At 61.4% G+C, this 19,137-nt stretch carries 15 protein-coding genes, 1 tRNA gene and 2 pseudogenes; 16 read left to right on the top strand and 2 right to left on the bottom strand.

Annotated features, from left to right (window positions below; translation table 11 throughout):
- Positions 1-89 precede the first annotated feature (89 nt).
- The 9 genes and pseudogenes from ACXAHG_RS13165 to ACXAHG_RS13125 all read left to right on the top strand — a co-directional run bounded on the left by ACXAHG_RS13165 (position 90) and on the right by ACXAHG_RS13125 (position 9,360).
- The gene (locus ACXAHG_RS13165; RefSeq protein WP_475045344.1) at positions 90-1,256 is read left to right on the top strand and encodes an alpha-hydroxy acid oxidase; all 1,167 of its coding nucleotides are present in this window, start codon (positions 90-92) and stop codon (positions 1,254-1,256) included.
- A gap of 124 nt (positions 1,257-1,380) precedes the next feature.
- Positions 1,381-2,019, top strand: a complete 639-nt coding sequence (locus tag ACXAHG_RS13160; protein WP_475045102.1) for a 50S ribosomal protein L25/general stress protein Ctc — start codon at positions 1,381-1,383, stop codon at positions 2,017-2,019.
- A gap of 113 nt (positions 2,020-2,132) precedes the next feature.
- On the top strand, positions 2,133-3,374 hold the full coding sequence (locus tag ACXAHG_RS13155) for an NAD(P)/FAD-dependent oxidoreductase (RefSeq protein ID WP_475045101.1): 1,242 nt from the start codon (positions 2,133-2,135) through the stop codon (positions 3,372-3,374).
- Between the two features lie 76 nt (positions 3,375-3,450).
- Complete coding sequence (gene pth / locus ACXAHG_RS13150) at positions 3,451-4,128, top strand: aminoacyl-tRNA hydrolase (RefSeq protein ID WP_475045100.1); 678 nt, start codon at positions 3,451-3,453, stop codon at positions 4,126-4,128.
- Positions 4,129-4,146: 18 nt separating this feature from the next.
- Complete coding sequence (locus tag ACXAHG_RS13145) at positions 4,147-5,067, top strand: nucleoside hydrolase (RefSeq protein WP_475057978.1); 921 nt, start codon at positions 4,147-4,149, stop codon at positions 5,065-5,067.
- Positions 5,068-5,192: 125 nt separating this feature from the next.
- Positions 5,193-6,198: pseudogene (locus ACXAHG_RS13140) on the top strand (integrase core domain-containing protein).
- Between the two features lie 184 nt (positions 6,199-6,382).
- A complete protein-coding gene (locus ACXAHG_RS13135; protein ID WP_475057976.1) occupies positions 6,383-7,318 on the top strand; it encodes a LysR substrate-binding domain-containing protein in 936 nt (311 codons plus the stop codon).
- Positions 7,319-7,486: 168 nt separating this feature from the next.
- Positions 7,487-8,335: a 3-methyl-2-oxobutanoate hydroxymethyltransferase gene (locus tag ACXAHG_RS13130; RefSeq protein WP_475057973.1), complete on the top strand. Its 849-nt coding sequence runs from the start codon at positions 7,487-7,489 to the stop codon at positions 8,333-8,335.
- A gap of 5 nt (positions 8,336-8,340) precedes the next feature.
- Positions 8,341-9,360 carry a sterol desaturase family protein gene (locus tag ACXAHG_RS13125; protein ID WP_475057970.1) on the top strand — a complete coding sequence of 340 codons (1,020 nt, stop codon included), beginning with the start codon at positions 8,341-8,343 and terminating at the stop codon, positions 9,358-9,360.
- Between the two features lie 305 nt (positions 9,361-9,665).
- Here ACXAHG_RS13125 and ACXAHG_RS13120 read toward each other — a convergent pair.
- Both ACXAHG_RS13120 and ACXAHG_RS13115 read right to left on the bottom strand, forming a co-directional pair.
- Positions 9,666-10,852 (bottom strand): annotated as a pseudogene (locus tag ACXAHG_RS13120) (IS3 family transposase).
- A 297-nt stretch (positions 10,853-11,149) separates the two neighbouring features.
- The gene (locus tag ACXAHG_RS13115; protein ID WP_475058043.1) at positions 11,150-11,806 is read right to left on the bottom strand and encodes a GntR family transcriptional regulator; all 657 of its coding nucleotides are present in this window, start codon (positions 11,804-11,806) and stop codon (positions 11,150-11,152) included.
- 137 nt (positions 11,807-11,943) lie between these two features.
- Here ACXAHG_RS13115 and dctP point away from each other — a divergent pair, with 137 nt between their 5' ends.
- The 7 genes from dctP (at position 11,944) to ACXAHG_RS13080 (ending at position 18,948) form a co-directional block, all read left to right on the top strand.
- On the top strand, positions 11,944-12,930 hold the full coding sequence (gene dctP / locus ACXAHG_RS13110; RefSeq protein ID WP_475057967.1) for a TRAP transporter substrate-binding protein DctP: 987 nt from the start codon (positions 11,944-11,946) through the stop codon (positions 12,928-12,930).
- A gap of 79 nt (positions 12,931-13,009) precedes the next feature.
- Positions 13,010-13,552, top strand: coding sequence for a TRAP transporter small permease (locus tag ACXAHG_RS13105; protein WP_475045092.1), 543 nt, complete (start codon positions 13,010-13,012; stop codon positions 13,550-13,552).
- A 5-nt stretch (positions 13,553-13,557) separates the two neighbouring features.
- Positions 13,558-14,874, top strand: coding sequence for a TRAP transporter large permease (locus ACXAHG_RS13100; protein WP_475033395.1), 1,317 nt, complete (start codon positions 13,558-13,560; stop codon positions 14,872-14,874).
- Positions 14,871-16,115: a malonyl-CoA decarboxylase gene (locus ACXAHG_RS13095; protein ID WP_475057965.1), complete on the top strand. Its 1,245-nt coding sequence runs from the start codon at positions 14,871-14,873 to the stop codon at positions 16,113-16,115. The genes ACXAHG_RS13100 and ACXAHG_RS13095 overlap by 4 nt, the downstream gene beginning before the upstream one ends.
- Positions 16,116-16,130: 15 nt before the next feature.
- Positions 16,131-17,645, top strand: coding sequence for a malonate--CoA ligase (locus tag ACXAHG_RS13090; RefSeq protein ID WP_475057963.1), 1,515 nt, complete (start codon positions 16,131-16,133; stop codon positions 17,643-17,645).
- 70 nt (positions 17,646-17,715) lie between these two features.
- Positions 17,716-18,129: a universal stress protein gene (locus tag ACXAHG_RS13085; protein ID WP_475057960.1), complete on the top strand. Its 414-nt coding sequence runs from the start codon at positions 17,716-17,718 to the stop codon at positions 18,127-18,129.
- A 729-nt stretch (positions 18,130-18,858) separates the two neighbouring features.
- A tRNA-Ser gene (locus ACXAHG_RS13080) sits at positions 18,859-18,948 on the top strand.
- The last annotated feature ends 189 nt before the right edge of the window (positions 18,949-19,137 follow it).

Raw genomic sequence — 19,137 nt, 5'->3', positions numbered from 1 at the left:
GCGTTTCAGGGGTGCGGCAAACCGGGCGTTGCTTTTGCTGGTTTGAATTGGTAAAGAAACTTTACCAAATGAGATCGGGAGAGAATCCAGTGCCGGTGATCACCAATATCAACGACCTGAAGCGCATCTATGAACGCCGTGTGCCGCGGATGTTCTTTGACTACGCCGAAAGCGGCAGCTGGACCGAACAGACCTTCCGTGAGAATACTTCGGATTTCGAGCAGATCCGCCTGCGCCAGCGGGTGGCGGTGGACATGACCGGGCGCACGACCGCGGCCCAAATGATCGGCCAGGACGTGGCGATGCCGGTGGCGCTGGCGCCGGTGGGGCTGACGGGGATGCAGCACGCAGACGGCGAGATCAAGGCGGCCCGCGCGGCGGAAGAGTTTGGCGTCCCCTTCACGCTGTCGACCATGTCGATCAATTCGATCGAGGAAGTAGCGGAGGCCACGGACAAGCCGTTCTGGTTCCAGCTTTATACGATGAAGGACGAGGACTACATCCGCCGCCTGATCCAGCGCGCCAAGGATGCCAAATGCTCAGCCCTGGTGATCACGCTGGACCTGCAGATCCTGGGCCAGCGTCACAAGGACCTGAAGAACGGGTTGTCCGCACCGCCAAAGCTGACGCCTGCGACCATTGCCAACCTGATGACCAAATGGGCCTGGGGCATCGAAATGCTGGGCGCCAAGCGGCGCAACTTTGGCAATATCGTGGGCCATGTGCAGGGGGTTTCCGATACCTCGCAGCTGGGCGCCTGGACGGCAGAGCAGTTTGACCCGGCGCTGGACTGGGGCAAGGTCGAAAAGCTGATGGAGATGTGGGGCGGCAAGGTGATCCTGAAGGGCATTCTGGACGCCGAGGATGCCAAAATGGCCGCCAAGCTGGGGGCAGATGCCATTGTGGTGTCGAACCACGGCGGGCGCCAGCTGGATGGCGCGCTGAGTTCGATCCGGGTGCTGCCGGAAATCATGGATGCCGTGGGCAGCGATGTGGAGGTGCATCTGGATAGCGGCATCCGTTCCGGCCAGGACGTGCTGAAGGCGCTGGCGCTGGGCGCCAGGGGCACCATGATCGGGCGTGCCTTTGTCTATGGGTTGGGCGCACGGGGTCAGAAGGGCGTCACCGAGGCGCTGGAGGTGATTCGCAAGGAGCTGGACACCACCATGGCGCTGTGCGGTGAACGCTCTGTCGAGGGGCTGGGGCGCCATAATCTGCTGGTGCCTGAGGATTTTGGCGGGCGCTGGCAGGAATAGTGCCTTCAGACCGGCGGGCAGGGGGCTTTGCCCCTTCCCATACTGCGCGTTCCGGTCTATAGGCACGGCTTCACACGGGGTGACAGCCTTGGAGGCACCCCGATAGTCATATTGGAGAATTAAGATGGCAAAAGAGATTCCTGATCTCGTAGCCCAGGAACGTGCGGGGACGGGCAAGGGCGCCGCTCGCGCTGCGCGCCGCGCAGGCATGGTTCCGGGTGTGGTTTATGGCGGCGACGTGGATCCGGTCGCGATCCAGATCCCGTTCAACGAACTGCTGAAAAAGCTGAAAGCCGGCCAGTTCAAGTCCACCCTGTGGAACCTGAAAGTGGAAGGCCACGACGACGTGCGCGTGATCTGCCGCGACGTTCAGCGTGACGTTGTCAAAGACCTGCCGACCCACCTGGACCTGATGCGCCTGCGCCGCACCTCGAAAATCAACCTGTTCATCCCGGTTGAATTCGTCGGTGAAGAAGCTGCACCCGGCATCAAAAAAGGCGGCATGCTGACCGTTGTCCGCCCCGAGGTGGAACTGGTTGTGACCGCGGGCGACATCCCGGAGAAGATCACCGTCGACATCACCGGCCTGAACATCGGCGACGTTGTCACCATCTCGTCGATCGAGCTGCCGAAAGGCACCAAGCCGACCATCGACCGCGACTTCGTGATTGCGAACATCGCCGCACCGGCCGGCCTGTCCTCTTCCGATGACGAAGACGGTGAAGGCGAAGAAGGTGAAGCAGCGGAAGCCGCTGAAGCATAAATCCACAGCCCCTTCGGGCGAGGATGGAAACGGGGTCCTTCGGGGCCCCGTTTTTCGTTTGACTTTCCGCTGCTTGGCTGCCCCATTTCCCTCTGAGGACAGGGGAGGCAGCCATGGCGGATTACGACATTGCCATTGCAGGCGCAGGTGCGGTGGGCATGAGTTGTGCGCTCTGGGCGCAAATGCGCGGCCACCAAGTGGTGCTGCTGGATCCTGAGCCGCCGGGGTCGGGCACCAGCTATGGCAATGCCTGCACGCTGGCGACCTATGCCTGCCTGCCGGTGAACGACCCTTCGGTGTTGCGGTCGCTGCCCAGCCTGATGTTTTCCAAGGACAGCCCGCTGTCGCTGTCTTATGCCTATGCGCTGCGGAACCCGCGCTGGATGCTGTCTTTTCTGGCCAACTGCCGCAGCGGCCCGTCGCGGCGGATTGCCGGGCATCTGGCGGATCTGCTGGTCCATGCGGATGCCGGGATCAACCCGCTGATCGAGGCCGCAGGCGCCCAGGATCTGGTGGTGGAGCGCGGCCAGCTTTCGGTTTGGTCCACTGCGCAAGCTGCGAAAGCGGCAACCGCCGGGCTGGAGCGCCGCCGCAGCCTGGGCGTGCCCTGGCGCGAGGTGGCGCCGGACGAGGCTTATGAGATGGAGCCGGGACTGCGGCTGCCGGTGGCGCGGGCGGTGCATTTCCACGCTGCCCGGCACCTGCGCGACCCGCTGGAGTTCATCACCCGGATGCACAAGGTTTTCACGGATCTGGGCGGAGTGACGTTGCGGGCGCCTGTGGGCGCGGTGCGGGCCTCGGGCACAGGCGTCGAGCTGCAGGCCGGCGGGCAGAGCCTGACGGCAGAGCGCGCTGTGATTGCCAGCGGCGCATTCTCGAAGCAGATCGCGGGGGCCGGGACGGAGAAGCTGCCGCTTGGCACCGAGCGCGGCTATCACCTGATGTTTGACGGCGAAGCGCAGAGGGTGACGCGGCCTGTTGGCTGGGGCGAGGCGGGGTTCTATGCGGTGCCTCACGCAAAGGGTCTGCGGCTGACCGGCACGGTGGAGATCGCCGCGCTGGACGCGCCAATGAACCGCAGCCGCCTGGATCACATCGCCCGCAAGGGGGAGGAGATGCTGGGGCCGCTGCCGGAACCTGCCAGCGAATGGCTGGGCTACCGTCCGACGATGCCGGACTCGCTGCCGGTGATCGGGCCAAGCCCGCAGTCGGACCGGCTGCTCTATGCCTTTGGCCACCAGCATATCGGCCTGACCCTGGGCGGCATCACCGGGCGGCTGATCGCGGATTTGGCGGAAGGGCGGCAGCCCAACCTCGATCTGGCGCCTTTTGCTGCGGACAGGCGCTATGCCTGATCCCGCCTGCCTCTGGATTCCGGCGGGTAAATGAGGCATCACTCGGGGTCTGTAGAAACGCAAGCGGGCAGATCCCATGAAACTCTTTGTCGGCCTGGGCAATCCCGGCGGAAAGTATGAGCGCAACCGCCATAACATCGGCTTCATGGCGCTGGACCAGATTGCTGGCGATCACGGCTTCAGCCCCTGGAAGTCCAAGTTCCAGGCGTTGATCTGCGAGGGCAATTTGGGTGGTGAAAAAGTTCTGCTCTTGAAGCCGCAGACCTTCATGAACCTCTCCGGCCAGTCGGTGGGCGAGGCGATGCGGTTTTACAAGCTGACGCCTGCCGATGTGGTGGTGCTGCATGATGAGCTGGACCTGGCGCCGGGCAAGGCGCGCATGAAGCAGGGCGGCGGCCATGCCGGCCACAACGGTTTGCGCTCGATCCATTCGCATATCGGCGCAGAGTATGCCCGGGTGCGGCTGGGGATCGGCCATCCGGGCCACAAGGACGCGGTGGCGGGTTACGTGCTGCGCGACTTTCCCAAGGCGGATGAGGGCTGGCTGGACGACCTGATGCGCGGCATCTCGGACGGGGCGGCGGAACTGGCCAAGGGCGATGGCGGCAAATTCATGAACGCGGTTGCCCTGCGGGTGGCGCCGCCGCGGAGCTCGGCCAGCAAGCCCAAGGCAGAGACCAAAAAAGCCGCCAAGGAAGAACCGGCGCCGGATACCCGCTCGGCGATGGAAAAACTGCTCGACAAGTTCAAATAGGCCAGAGGATTCAGGCAGATGGTAAAGCTGATTATCGACACCGATCCGGGCATCGACGATGCGATGGCGATCTTCTATGCCGCCGCAGCGCCGGATATCGAGCTGTTGGGCCTGACCACGATCTTCGGCAATGTGACCACCGCAACCGCCACCCGCAATGCGCTGCGGCTGCTGGAAGCGGCGGAGCTGGAGGTGCCGGTGGCGGCCGGTGACGCGGCACCGCTGGTGCTGCCGCCCTTCGCCCCTTCGGCGCATGTTCATGGGGAGGAGGGATTTGGAGACATCCCGGCGGCAGAGCCCAAGGGAAAGGCGCTGGAGGAAGAGGCTGCGGATTTCCTCTGCCGCATGGCGCGCGAACATAAAGGTGAGCTGGTGGTCTGCCCGATCGGGCCGCTGACCAATATTGCGCTGGCGATGCAGCGCGACCCGGATTTCATCAGCAATGTGAAATCCATCGTGGTGATGGGCGGCTCGCTGGAGGAAGGCGGCAATATCATGCCTCACGCCGAGGCCAATATCTATCACGACCCGCATGCGGCGGATGTGGTCTGCCAGGGCGGCGAAAAGGTGGTGTTTGTCGGGCTTGATGTCACCCACCGCATTCTGTGCCTGGCGGAGGATTTTGAGGCGATTGCCGCTAAGTCGCCGGAACTGGGCGGCATGCTGCAGGAAATGTCGCATTTCTATCTGAAGTTCTATTTGGAGGTTGCGGGCAAGACCGGCTGCTCGCTGCATGACCCGGCGGCGGTGATTGCCTGCACCAACCCCGAGTTGTTCGGGATGCGGGAGGTGCCTTTGCGGGTGTCCTGCGAGGGCGAAACCTCCGGTGCCACGCTGGCGGATCCGGACAACGGCCGGGCGCCGGTCAAGGTCTGCATGACGGTGGACGCCGATGCGGTGAAATCCCTGTTCCTCAAGCGTTTGGCGCTGCTTCCCTAAGGCATTGATAACATGCGCCGCCTGGCAGGAGGCCGGGCGGCAGCTGATGTGATCCCCGAACACGCCTCCGTTTTTGATTAGAGTTTTCCGCAGAGAACCCCTGGCTGGAAGAGGAGCGGAAACACATGAAGGCATCGAAGTTCACGGACGCGCAGAAGGCGTTCATATTCAAGCAGGCGGAGGACGGCACCACGGTGGCCGAGGTCTGCCGCAAGGCTGGGATCAGTACGGCGGCATTCTTCAACTGGAAGAAAAATATGCTGGCCTGATGCCATCCGAGATGAAACGGCTCAGGGAACTCGAGCAGGAGAACGCGCGCCTGAAAAAGATCGTCGCGGATCTCGCCCTCGACAAGGCAATGCTGCAGGACGTCATTAAGCGAAAGCTTGGAGGCCAGCCCGGAAAAGGACGCTGGTCGACGGGATGCGGGCGGATTTGAAGGTGCCGATCCGCCGGGCCTGCGAGGTGATCCGGTTCGATCCGAGGATCTATCGCTACAAATCCCGCCGGCCTGGGCAGGCCACTTTGGAACAAGACGCCCAAGCGCCGGGTGAAGGCCGGGCTGCGGGATGACCGCAAAGAGGCTGTCAGCCCCAATGACGTTTGGGCTATGCGTTTTCCGAAAGGCGATTGCGCATGCGCAATCTGCCGGAAGGGACTTCGTTCATGATCAGCAGGCGACAGGCCGGAAAATTCGGGTTCTGACGGTCGTCAACACCTTTTCACGCTATGTCCCGGTGCTTGATGCGCGGTTCACATATCGCGGGGAGGACGTGGTCGCGACGCTTGAGCAAGTATGCAAACGCACCGGCTACCCAGCCACCATCCGTGTTGACCAGGGCAGCGAGTTCATCTCCGAGGATATGGACCTTTGGGCCTATGCCAACGACGTGGCATTGGACTTCTCCTGTCCGGGCAATTCTACCGGCAACGCCTTCATCGAGGCGTTCAATGGCCGGTTCCGGGCGGAGTGCCTGAACGCGCACTGGTTCATGAGCCTTGAAGATGCAGCCGAAAATTTGGAGGCTTGGCGTTGAGACTGCAATGAGGAACGCCCGCACGGGGCTATCGGGAACAAGGTCCCGGGACGACCATATGAAATCAGTTCACGACACCAGCCCGCGAACCTGATGGAACCGCGGAAATTCTAACAACGGCCGTGGGCGCGTTGGGTAGCGCATCAAACCCTGAACAGAGCGAACTAATATCCGCGGACTCTACGGGAAGCACGTCAATACCAATCCTGACTTGCCGCCTCGCGGGTGAACTGAAATGATCACGTCGTCTTTCCCGTGACCCAAAAGCAAGGAATTTCATGCAAACGAAACGTCTCTACCGGAACATTCAAAGGCTGCTGCCAGCCTTTGAGGCGGCAGCCCGGCTGGAGAGTTTCACACTCGCAGGGGAAGAGGTGGGGCTTTCCCAAAGCTCAGTCAGCAAGCAGATCAAGGAATTGGAAGAGCGGCTTGGCCAGCGCCTCTTTGCACGCAGCCACAAGAGCATCAGCCTGACTTCAGCAGGCCGGAAACTGTTGCGCGCATATAGTTTTGCGGCGTCGCACATGGCCGACACGCTTGAAGATATTCTGCAGGATAAATCAAGGCACCAGATCGTGTTGTCGACTTCGACTTCAAACGCGGCTTTCCTGCTGTTGCCGCGCGTAGCCGAGGTCAGAGACTGCTTTCCCGGGGGCGAAATCTTTGTGGTGACCTCAGACCCGCAAGGGATTGAGCCCTCCGGAAAGGTTGACTTGGCCCTAGTGTTCGGAAAACCCGATTTCCCCGGGTTCAAATCGCAACCGTTGTTCAATGACATCCTTACTCCAGTTTGCACACCGGAGTATCTGCGGCAAAACGGGCCTATCGAGAGCGTCCAGGATTTGCTCGGCTGCGAGCTTTTGCACATGCAGGCGCAGCATGGCTCATGGGTGGGCTGGCGGCGCTGGCTGCGCCACTTTTCGCAGGAGATGCCCAAGGACCGCCAGCCGATGGGTTTCAACAACTATTACCACGTCATTCAAGCCTGCCTTGCCGGGCAAGGTGTGGCGTTGGGCTGGCTGCGAATGCTGGGTGACCTTACGGCCGCCGGGCAGTTGATCACTCCGCTGGCTGAGCGTCTGGAAACTGAAGACCAGTACCACCTGGCCTGGCCCGCGCACCAGCACCCCGCGTTCGACACGGCCCCGTTCAAAGACTGGCTGAACCGGCAATTCAGTGGCTGCCCGCCCTCAGAACCAGCTCCTCTCCCGTAGACTCCGCTCCGGCATCCACGCTCTGACCGCAGCAGTTGCATTCCCTCAAGGAATGCAAAACGGCAACAGCTTTCATTTGAGAACGCAAGCTTCAACCAGCATTTTGTGCGGGTCACTTGTGCAGGCTGTTTAGCCTGCCCCTTCACCACACCCAGGAAGACCCAAGGAATGCACAACATATTCACCTTCGGCCACCAGCCAGCGCAGCGGAACTGGACCGTTGCAAGCCTGCGCGCCAACAAGGGAAAGATTCAGCTCACAGAAGTGACGGCCATGAATGCCGGGCAGGCAGCGCGGGCTGCCGCCGCCGGGGTCGATACGCTGATTACCCGTGTTCAAACTCTGGGCGAAGTCCGGGCAGCTGCGCCCAATACCTTTGTTACTGCTGCGCTGATGCTCATAGACCATCCGACAGAAAAAGATGTGCTGGAAGGGGCAATGCGGGCTATGGATCAGGGCGCCGACGCGCTCTACACCACCCGTAGCCTCGACACGGTCAAGATGCTGGCCGATCTTGATTTCCCGGTCATGGGGCATGTTGGCCTGGTTCCGCCCTACAGCACTTGGATTGGCGGTTTGCGTGCTTATGGCACCACCGCCGGCGAAGCCATGAAGCTATTGGAACGCTTCCGCGCGATGGAAGACGCAGGCGCTTTTGCCGTCGAGGTTGAATTGGTTCCCCAGCAGGTTCTGGAGGAGATCAACAAGCAGACCAGCCTGATCACTTTCTCTATCGGGTCCGGCTCTGGCGGCGATGTCACCTTTCTGTTTTCCGAGGACATCTGCGGCGAGACCGAAAACCCGCCGCGCCACGCCTGCGCTTATGGCAATGTCCTGCGCCTGCAAAGGCAGATTGAGGAGGAACGCATCGCAGCACTGAGCACCTTCCAATCTGCCGTGCGAAGCGGCGCCTTCCCTTATGAGGACGTCTCCGTTCGGATGAACCCCGATGAGCTTGAGGCGTTCCGCGCCCGGCTGGCAGAAGCTGCCCCCCTAGGGGCCGAGAGCAAAGGATGACCGGCATGGCACAGGAAACCGCAAACGCCGCGCCCGGCGCCACACTGCCCCGCAAATCCACCTGGAATTGGCATCCGGAGCTGCCCCTTCAGGATCATTCAATCTTCAATTTGAAGCGTGGGCCCATTGCCGCGCTGAAAGTCCTGTGGGGGTCCTGGCTGCCTGTTTCTGATCGTCTGATTGTTGTAGCGCTCTCGTTTTTGACCTGGTTCTATCTGTCTCCGTCCCTGGAGACTGCGCAGACCTTTACTGTGGGTTGGGTGGCCGCCGTCTACTTTCGCAACCTCGCACTGATGGTGCTGCTGGCAGGCGGGATGCATCTCTATCTCTATACGTTCAAACGCCAGGGCAACTATTTGCGCTATGATACGCGTCCGTTCCACAAAAAGAGTGCTCTGTTTACCTTCAACAGCCAGTTCCGCGACAATGTGTTCTGGTCGATTGCCAGCGGCGTGACGGTCTGGACAGCTTATGAGGTCATTGGCCTCTGGGCCTATGCCAACGGGTTCATGCCGGTGATGGAGTTCGCCAGCAGCCCGGTCTGGTTTGTGCTGTGGTTTGTCTTCCTGCCGGTTTACGGTGTGTTCCATTTCTACTGGATTCACCGGCTGCTGCATTGGGGCCCGCTCTACATCCAAGTGCATGCGCTGCATCACCGCAACGTCAATGTCGGCCCTTGGTCTGGCATGTCGATGCACCCGGTTGAACATATCGGTTATCTGAGCTCGGTCCTGATCCATCTCGTGCTTGCTTCACACCCGATCCATTTCATCTTCCAACTGCAGCAGAAAGTGCTCCTCGCTGTCAGTTCGCACGCCGGATACGACGCGGTTACGGCCGGGGAAGGCAGCGATAAAGGGCTGAAAGTTGGGGATTTTTTCCATCAGCTGCATCACAGGTACTTTGAGTGCAACTATGGCGAGCCGGAAGTTCCCTGCGACAAGTGGTTCGGCACCTTCCATGACGGCACCGAAGAAGCCACCGCGCGCACACGCGTGAGGCTGAAAGAGATGCGCAGGAAGTAAACAGCTGCACCGGCAGGCAATGCCCCGCCGGTGCCAAGGTCTTGAGAGACTGGACAGCCCCTCATCGCCGGGCAAGAAACGAACGCTATCAGTGTGGGTGTCCCGGTTATAATCCGCTTCCTGCGCAAATCGGACACGCTGGCATGCCCAGACTGCAACCGCACGAATGGTTGAAAGGTCCCGCGGTGTGAGAGTTCGCCTGATCCTGAACCATGCACCTCCTCTGACAGGCCCCACCGCGCAGCATCGGCACGCACCGGTGGAAGGCAGGGCGGCTGACGTGCTCCCCTTAGAGTCCGCGTATTTCAGTTAGCTCTGTTCAGGGTTTGGTCCTCTCTCGAGCGCTGGTGATACTCCCGCGGGGTGAGCCCGTCGAGGCTCGAATGCGGGCGTTGGTGATTGTAGTCGTCGCGCCAGGCGTGGATCAGGTGGCGGGCATGGCGCAGGCTCGCAAACAAGTGCTCGTTCAGGCACTCATCCCGAAGACGGCCATTGAAGCTCTACGAAGCCGTTCTGCATCGGTTTGCCGGGCGCGATGTAGTGCCATTCGACCTGCCGGCCCTGCTGCCATTTCAAGATCGCGTTGCTGGTCAGTTCGGTGCCCCTCGCCATTGTTTCTCGGACCAATGGCGTTCCAATGGCTCGATCGGACACCACCAAGCAGGGATAGCCACGCAAATCCGCGATCCTGTCCAGTTCCCTGGCGACACGCAGGCCCGACAGAGATGTGTCCACGACAGTAGCCAGGCATTCCCGGCTGAAGTCGTCGATCACACACAGAATGCGGAACCGGCGCCCGTCCGAGAGCGTGTCTGAGACGAAGTCCAGCGACCACCGCTGGTTCGGCCCCTGCGGGATCGCCATAGGCGCCCTGGTTCCGATTGCGCGCTTGCGGCCGCCCCGTTTGCGCACCGTCAGCCCCTCTTCCCGGTAGATGCGATAGAGCTTTTTCCAATTCACTTCCCAGTCTTCCCGCTTCAGAAGAATGTGCAGGCGCCGATAGCCGAACCGCCTGCGCTCACCAGACAGTTCACGCAGCCGGTGCCGCAGGTCCTTGTCTTCCGGCCTGACCGGCCGCCGCCGGTACAAGCGCGGATCGATCCCGGCCAGCGCACAAGCCCGCCGCTGCGAGTAGCTTTTCTCTTTCATGGCCCAGTCCACGGCGCGCCTCCTTGAACCGGGCTTCAGAAGTTTTTTCCAAGCATCTCTTTCAGCGTGGCGACATCAAGCATTTGCTCCGCCAGCATCTTCTTCAGCTTGGCGTTCTCGGCCTCCAGCGCCTTCAGCCGCCGGGCATCCGAAACTTCCATGCCGCCATATTTCGACCGCCACTTGTAAAAGGTCGCATCGCCCCCTCTCGGGACATTGCTGCACAATGCCCTGCCGGGTGGTGGATGCCGTGCTTGCGGCACAACTCTATCGCGCCCATCCCGGCCTGGTGCTCCTTCAGAATGCCTATGATCTGCTCTTCGCTGAACCGGCTTCTTTTCATCGTCTGTCTCCTCAGTTGGAGAACAGGCTAACCTCAAAGCGAGGACATTTCAGGGGAGCACGTCACGGCAGGCGCGTATGGCTGTTAGGTTTGCGATAGTCGTGGCGGCTCTTCCAATCCGCCACGTTCCGCCGCATCGCCAATCCGTCATTGGCAATTCAGAGCAACACGATGAAGGCCGATCCATTGATGACTACTAACAGCCCAAGCCAGACAATAGCACTATTCTCTGCAGGCGCAGCACTTCGTGAACTGCGTCAAGCAGACGTTGACCAGGGGTGGAAGCTTGGCGGCATTCTATTCAGCGGCATTCTTTAAAGTGGCCATCAACTGATGGAATTTCTCACCTTGGACAGCCACGTGTTCCCGGAGCGTATCAGCAGCAAGATCTGATGTGCCCATTTCCAGCGCTCGAACAATATGCTCGTGTTCAGCCATCGACTGCGCCATACGGCCGCGGAAGCGCAGTTGCTGGCGGCGGAACGGCTTTAGCCGTTTGTGCAGCTTGGCGGCCTCCTGGGCCAAGAAGCCGTTGCCTGACTGCTGATAGATGATTCTGTGGAACCGCTCGTTCTCGGCATAGTAGGAGTCTGAATCACGGGCATCGACTGCGGCCTGGCACTTGGAATTCGCCTCCCGCAGCTCCTCAAGCGCCTCCTCGGAAATCCGCAGCGCAGCAAGCCTGCCGCAAACCGCCTCCAGTTCCGCCATCACTTCGAACATCTCCATCAGCTCCACCGGTCCGGGCTGGCGCACAAAGGCGCCGCGGCGGGGGATCAGCTCAACCAGGCCGGACAGGGCAAGCCGTTGAAAGGCTTCGCGAAGCGGTGTGCGCGAGACGCCGAACTGTTCGGCCAGCCGGACCTCGTCCAGCCGGTCGCCATCGGCAAAAGTCCCGTTGAAAATCAGCTCTTCCAGCTGCTCGGCGATGTTGTCGGCGCGGCGTTGTTCCATGCCTTCAGGTTTACTCATGGCGTGGTGAAAATTCAACCTTGGCATTCTTGTATACAAAAACGTTGACTTGAAAAACATATAGCGTTTACCCTTTTGCCATCCCCTGGTCCGCCAGGAGAGTTTTTAGGGAGGAAAAAATGAAATCTGTTTTGAAGGCCGCCGTGGCCGGACTGGCGCTGGCTGCTGCGGGCAGCCTGGCAAACGCAACCGAGCTGCGCCTGTCGCATCAATGGTCTAACAAGGACATCCGCCATCAGGTCGCTCAGATCGTCGCCGACGAGGTGGCTGCTGCGGATGTGGATCTGAACATCAAGATCTTCGGCTCGAAATCGCTGTTCAAGCCGCGTGAGCAGTATAAGCCGCTGAGCCGCGGCCAGCTGGACATGACGGTGCTCCCGCTTTCCTATGCCGGCGGCCAGCAGCCTGCCTATAACCTCACCCTGATGCCAGGGCTGGTGAAGAACCACGATCACGCAGCGCGTCTCAGCGACTCGCCTTTCATGGAAGCGTTGGAGGCCAAGATGGCTGAAGACGACGTGATGGTGCTGGTGCATGGCTACCTGGCAGGCGGTTTTGCCGGCAAGGACAAGTGCATCACCAAGCCCGAGGACGTGAAAGGATTGCAAACCCGCGCGGCCGGCAAGTCGTTTGAACAGATGCTGGCCGGTGCAAGTGCATCAATTGCATCGATGGCGTCTTCCGAGATCTACAACGCCATGCAGACCGGCGTTCTGCAGGCCGCGAATACCTCTTCCTCGTCCTTCGTTTCCTACCGGATCTACGAGCAGGTCAGCTGCTACACCCCCGCAGGCGATGTGGCGCTGTGGTTCATGTATCAGCCGCTCTTGATGAACAAGCGCACCTTTGACGGCCTCAGCGAAGAGCAGCAGAACGCCCTGCTGGCGGCCTCTGAAAAGGCGCAGGCCTTCTATCTGGAAGAGGCCAAGAAGCAGGATGCCGCCTCGGCCAAGATCTTTGCCGATGCCGGTGTCGAGATCGCCGAGATGACAGCGGAAGACTTTGAAGCCTGGCGCAAGCTGGCGATGGAGACCTCTTATCAGAAGTTTGTCGATGAGGTTCCGGACGGGCAGGCTCTGCTCGACCTGGCGCTGGCTGTTGAGTGACCCCCTCGCCTGACTGCCGCCGGAGCGGCCCTCGTGCCGCTCCGCTCCCCCTCAACTTCTACAAAAACGGGAGGCGATGATGGCCAGCCATAGCAATGCAGCCATTGCCCATGCCGGCAACAATCCCTTTCTCCGCCTGGTCGCGGCGCTTTCGACCCTCGCGGGCTGGTGCTCGGCCGGCATGATCGTCGCCGCGGTAGCCATCACCTGCCAGATGATCGTGGTGCGTTTCGTGCTGAACGGCTCCACTGTCTGGCAGACCGAGGCCGTGATCTATCTGATCATCGCAGCCACCTTGGTGGGGCTGCCTTATGTGCAGCGCTTGCGCGGCCATGTGAATGTCGACCTGATCCCGCTGTCACTGGCACCCCGCGGCCGCTTTGCTCTGGCGGTGCTGACTGCGGTGCTGTCGATCGTCATCGTCGCAATCATGCTCTGGTACGGCTTTGAGTACTGGCATTTCGCCTGGGAGCGCGGCTGGCGGTCGGACACCGTCTGGGGCGTGCGCCTGTGGATCCCCTATCTTGCGATCCCCGTCGGCTTCGGCCTGCTACTGCTGCAACTGGTTGCAGATCTGGTGGCCGTGCTGACCGGCATCGACAAACCCTTTGGACTGGAGTAAAGCCGATGGACCCGCTTCTTCTTGGCGGAATCGTGGCACTGGCCACCATTCTCGTACTGTTCTCCGGCGTCTCCGTGGCCATTGGCCTGCTGATTGTCTCCGCCGGTTTCCTGATCATCTTTGACGGCCCCCGCTCGCTGGAGCTGATGCCGGAAATCCTGTTCGGCAAGCTCGACAACTTTGCCCTGCTGTCGATCCCGATGTTCATCATCATGGGGGCCTCGATTGCCTCGACCCGGGCCGGCGCCGACCTTTATGAGGCGCTGGAACGCTGGCTTACCCGTATTCCCGGCGGGCTGGTGGTCTCCAACCTTGGCGCCTGCGCGCTGTTTGCCGCCATGTCCGGCTCTTCGCCCGCAACCTGCGCCGCCATCGGCAAGATGGGCATCCCGGAAATGCGCAAGCGCGGCTATCCGGACGGTGTTGCGGCCGGCTCCATCGCTGCAGGCGGCACGCTGGGCATCCTGATCCCGCCCTCGGTCACCATGATCGTCTACGGCATCGCTACCGAGACTTCGATCGGCCGCCTGTTCCTGGCCGGCGTGATCCCGGGCTTGATGCTGGTTGGCTTGTTCATGGCCTGGTCGCTCTACTCCACCTGGCGCTCGGGCGATGCCACCCGCCTTGGCTCGGGCAGCTACACCTGGAGCCAGCGGTTCGAGATCCTGCCCCGCGTGCTGCCCTTCCTGGCGATCATCCTCGGTGTGCTCTACGCCATGTACGGCGGTATCGCGACACCGTCCGAGACTGCTGCGGTCGGCGCGCTGCTGTGCCTGATGATCGCGATGATCATCTACAAACTGTGGAATCCGCGCGATCTGTGGGTGGTGCTGCGCGACAGCACCAAGGAAAGCGTGATGATTCTGTTCATCATCGCTGCCGCCGGTGTGTTCTCCTACATGCTGTCCTCGCTGTTCATCACCCAGGCGATTGCCGAATGGATCGGCACGCTGGATGTGAACCGCTGGGTGCTGATGGGGGCGGTCAATGTGTTCCTGCTGATTGCCGGCTTCTTCCTGCCGCCGGTTGCGGTGATCCTGATGGCGGCGCCGATCCTCTTGCCGATCATCACCACCGCGGGCTTTGATCCGATCTGGTTTGCCGTGGTGCTGACCATCAACATGGAAATCGGCCTGATCTCGCCGCCTGTCGGCCTGAACCTCTATGTGATCAACGGCATTGCCCCGGACATCTCGCTGAAGACCATCCTTACCGGCTCGCTGCCCTTCGTGGCCTGCATGGTGGTGGCGATTGTCCTCCTCTGCCTGTTCCCGGGCCTGGCCACCTGGCTGCCGGATCTGGTGATGGGAGCGGCGCTATGACCCTCTTGGCTGATCTCCTGTCCACGGTGTTCGAGCGGCGCCAGCGCCGCGAGGCCGCCGCGGAACCGGACGGCCGCCCGCTGGAGGAGCTGGCCGGCGCGCTGGTCGGCTCCACCGGGGAAACCTCGGGGCTGGCTTTGGCAGAGCAAATCCTGACCCGCTTTGCCGCGCTGGAGGACGAGGGCAAATCCGCCTTCTTCCGCCAGCTTGCCACCGGCATGAATATCGCCCCCGAAACCGTCCGCCAAACGCTGGAGGCCTACGAGAAGAACCCTTCCAAGGCCACATACCGCGCCTTTATGGAGGCTTCCGAGCCGCGCCGGCAGGAGCTGATCCGCCGCCTGAACCGGGTGCCCAATGCCACCGGCGCTCTGGTGCGGATGCGGGCGGACCTGCTGCGGCTGGGCCGGGGCGAGCCGGAACTGGAGGCGCTGGACCTCGATTTCCGCCACCTTTTTGCCAGCTGGTTCAACCGCGGCTTCCTGGTGCTGCGCCCGATCAGCTGGGAGAGCCCGGCCCATATCCTGGAAAAAATCATCGCCTACGAGGCGGTGCACGCCATCGGCAGCTGGGACGACCTGCGCCGCCGGCTGGAGCCCTCGGACCGGCGCTGCTTTGCCTTTTTCCACCCGTCAATGCCGGACGAGCCGCTGATCTTTGTCGAAGTGGCCCTGACCAAGGGCATTCCCGGCTCGGTCCAAGCGCTGCTGGCCGAGGACCGCGAGGCGATGCCCGCCGAAGACTCCACCACCGCAGTATTCTATTCGATTTCCAACTGCCAGGCCGGGCTGGCCAGCATCTCTTTCGGCAACTCGCTGATCAAGCAGGTGGCCAGCGATCTGGCTGCGGAAATGTCGGGGCTTGATACTTTCGTCACCCTCTCGCCCATCCCCGGACTGACCAAATGGCTGAAACAGGAGGGCCTCGCCTGGGACGAGGAAAACCCGGAAGACATGCGCGCCACCGCCGCCCGCTACCTGCTGACGGCAAAGGGCAAGGGCGGGCTGCCCTACGACCCGGTCGCCCGCTTCCACCTGGGCAACGGCGCCATTGTGCATGCAGTCCATGCCGATGCCGACACCTCGGACAAAGGCCGCGCCCAGTCCGGCGGCGCCATGGTCAACTATCTCTACGACCTCAAGAAAACCGCCCAGAACCACGAGCACTTCGCCGCCACCCGGGAGGTGGTGGCCTCTCCTGAAGTGCAAACCCTTGCGGCATCCGCCAGCCCACAGGCTTAAGAAAGGCAAAACCCCATGGCAAATCCATTGTTTGACCGGCTTTTCGGCATCCACGCCGGCAAGGCCACGCCCTTCCTGCATCTGCTGAACGGCGAGGTGATCACCCATCAGGACTTCCTCGGCATGGCCGCCCAGATCGCCAATGTCCTGGCCCAGACCGGGCTGAAACCGGGTGACCGGGTCGCGGCGCAGGTGGAGAAATCCCCGGAAGCTCTGGCGCTTTATGCTGCCTGCGCCCAGGCCGGGCTGATCTTCCTGCCCTTGAACACAGCTTACACCGCCGACGAACTCACCTACTTCATCGAAAACAGCGGCGCCTCGGTGGTGATCTGCGATGCCCGCAGCGAGGCCACCCTGGCCCCCATCGCCAAACAGCTTGGCGCCGGGATCGAGACGCTGAACGCCGACGGCTCTGGCACCCTGATGGATCAGGCCGCCGCCATGCCGGTCTCCTTTGCCACAGTTGAGCGCGACAGCGATGACCTCGCCGCCTTTCTCTACACCTCCGGCACCACCGGCCGTTCCAAGGGGGCGATGCTGACCCAGAACAATCTGCTGTCAAACGCCGAGACCCTGGCGCAGGAGTGGCGCTTTACGGCGGACGACGTGCTGCTGCACGCCTTGCCGATCTTCCACACCCACGGGCTGTTCGTCGCCACCAATGTCACGCTGGCGGCGGGCGGCAGCCTGATCTTCATGCCGAAATTCGACCTCGACGCGGTGCTGCTGCACATGCCGCAGGCGACCAGCCTGATGGGGGTACCGACCTTCTACACCCGCCTCCTGGGCGATGACCGTTTTACACGCAAGCTGACCGGCCATATGCGGCTGTTCGTCTCCGGCTCGGCGCCGCTGCTGGCGGAAACCCATGTCCAGTTCGAAGAACGCACCGGCCACCGCATCCTCGAACGCTACGGCATGACCGAAACCAACATGAACACCTCCAACCCCTTTGAAGGCGACCGCCGCGCCGGCACTGTCGGCTTTCCGCTGCCGGGGGTGGAGCTGAAAATCACCGACCCGGCCAGCGGCGAAGCCCTGCCGCAGGGCGAAGTCGGCCAGATCGAGGTGCGCGGCCCCAATGTGTTCAAAGGCTATTGGCAGATGCCGGAGAAAACCGCTGCCGAACTGCGCGAAGACGGGTTCTTCATCACCGGCGACCTCGGCAAGATCGACAAAGACGGCTATGTCCATATCGTCGGCCGCAACAAGGACCTCATCATCTCGGGCGGCTACAACATCTATCCCAAGGAGATTGAGCTGGTGCTGGACGACCAGCCCGGCGTGCTGGAAAGCGCGGTGATCGGTGTGCCGCACCCGGATTTCGGCGAAACCGTGCTGGGAATTGTCATCGCTGAACCGGGCCAGTCCCCCGATCTGGACGCCATGATGGAGGCGGTGCGCCAGGCACTGGCCCGTTTCAAGCACCCGCGCCAGCTGATCCTGCTGGATGAGCTGCCCCGCAACACCATGGGCAAGGTTCAGAAAAACATCCTGCGCGACGCTTACAAGAGCATGTTCGCGTCCTGACCCTCCTCTCCCTGGGCAGGCGCCTCCGCCCGGTGGAGCGCCTGCCGCCCTTTTGCCGGAGAAAGATACTATGCCGAAATACAACAACATCCTGGTCCCGGTTTCCTTTGAAGCCGGCCGTAATGCCGCCCAGGCCTTGGAAATTGCCAACGCCCTCCGCGCCAGCGGCGGACAGATCACCGTGCTGCACGTGCTGGAGCAGCTGCCGCAGTATGCCAGCGACCAGCTGCCGGCGGACCACATGGAAACCGCGCGCTCAACCGTCACCGGAAAACTTGCCCCCCTCGCAAGAGACCTGCCGGATGCGGAGATCGTGGTGGTGGAAGGCCACAGCGCCCGCAGCATCCTCGATTACGCCGAGGAGAACGCGAAGGATTGCATCGTCCTGGCCAGCCATCGGCCAGGAATGCAGGATCTTTTCCTTGGTTCCACAGCTGCACGCGTCGTGCGCCAGGCACGGTGCTCAGTTCACGTAGTCCGGTGAAGGCTTGTCTTTCGGGGAAGCCGCATCGTGATGCGTCATGCCGGTTGCCCGCCGGTGTCGGACAGATCGAGCCATCTAACCCGCAATGGTGAACGAGAGTTTGCAATGGTTGCTTCCTGCGCTCTGATGCCGCCGGTGTAACCCGCAACATCAAATGAGGCAGCTTGGCCTGCCGAGGGTCCGCTTCCGGGAAAGTGACCAAGGAGTTTCGCGTCGGCAGCATCTTTGGCCCGACACCCCTTGTCTACGGCCGCTTCGGGCTGATTGAGCAAATCACAGTTAGCCTGAGAAAGGTTGGCACTGGTTTCTCGGTGCGGTGCTGCCGCATAGTGGCAGTGAGCCCAAACCGAATTTGCTGCAACGGCGTAAGTTTTCACGTCGGCTCATAGCGAAAACAGCATCCGCTCTAGCATGTGGTAGAAGAGCCGTGGTGAAGCGTGATGAGGTCACCGCTCGCCGATGCCGCCAACGCGGTGTCTAGGATCGCAAGCGCTTCTTCCATTGCGGCATGGCGGTGCTCGCCTTGGCGGCTCTCATTACAGCCGGAGCAGGGGAGGAATCAATTTCAGGCCGGTTGCCGTGAACATCATGTGAACACGGCTGCACGGATTTTGCTCGCGTATCATGTGCAGTTCCCGGAAAACCGGGGAAATCCCCTTTTTTTCTGACGCAGCAAAAATTTGAAAAAACGCCTTGTTTCTCTAGGCTCTGGCAAATATACGGGTCAGCGGAGACGTGGCCGAGTGGTCGAAGGCGCTCCCCTGCTAAGGGAGTAGGCGGGAAACCGTCTCGTGGGTTCGAATCCCATCGTCTCCGCCATCATACCTTGATTTTGTTGGGTGATTTCATCTTGAGTGAACTTGCTCGCCATGCCACCCGCCAAAAGCCGAGCTTCTATTTTAAGTCAAGTGCCTGTCATTTGAATGCCTTTAGGTGCGGACTGCCGGCGGGTTGCGCGGAAAGGCAGCGCTGATTTGAGGTTCCCCGGTGCCAGCGCAAATTGACAAT

This window comes from Leisingera sp. ABD4_442 (assembly GCF_056160905.1).
The sequence above is the reverse complement of the archived record's forward strand: the minus strand, read 5'-3'. Positions and strand labels throughout refer to the sequence as shown.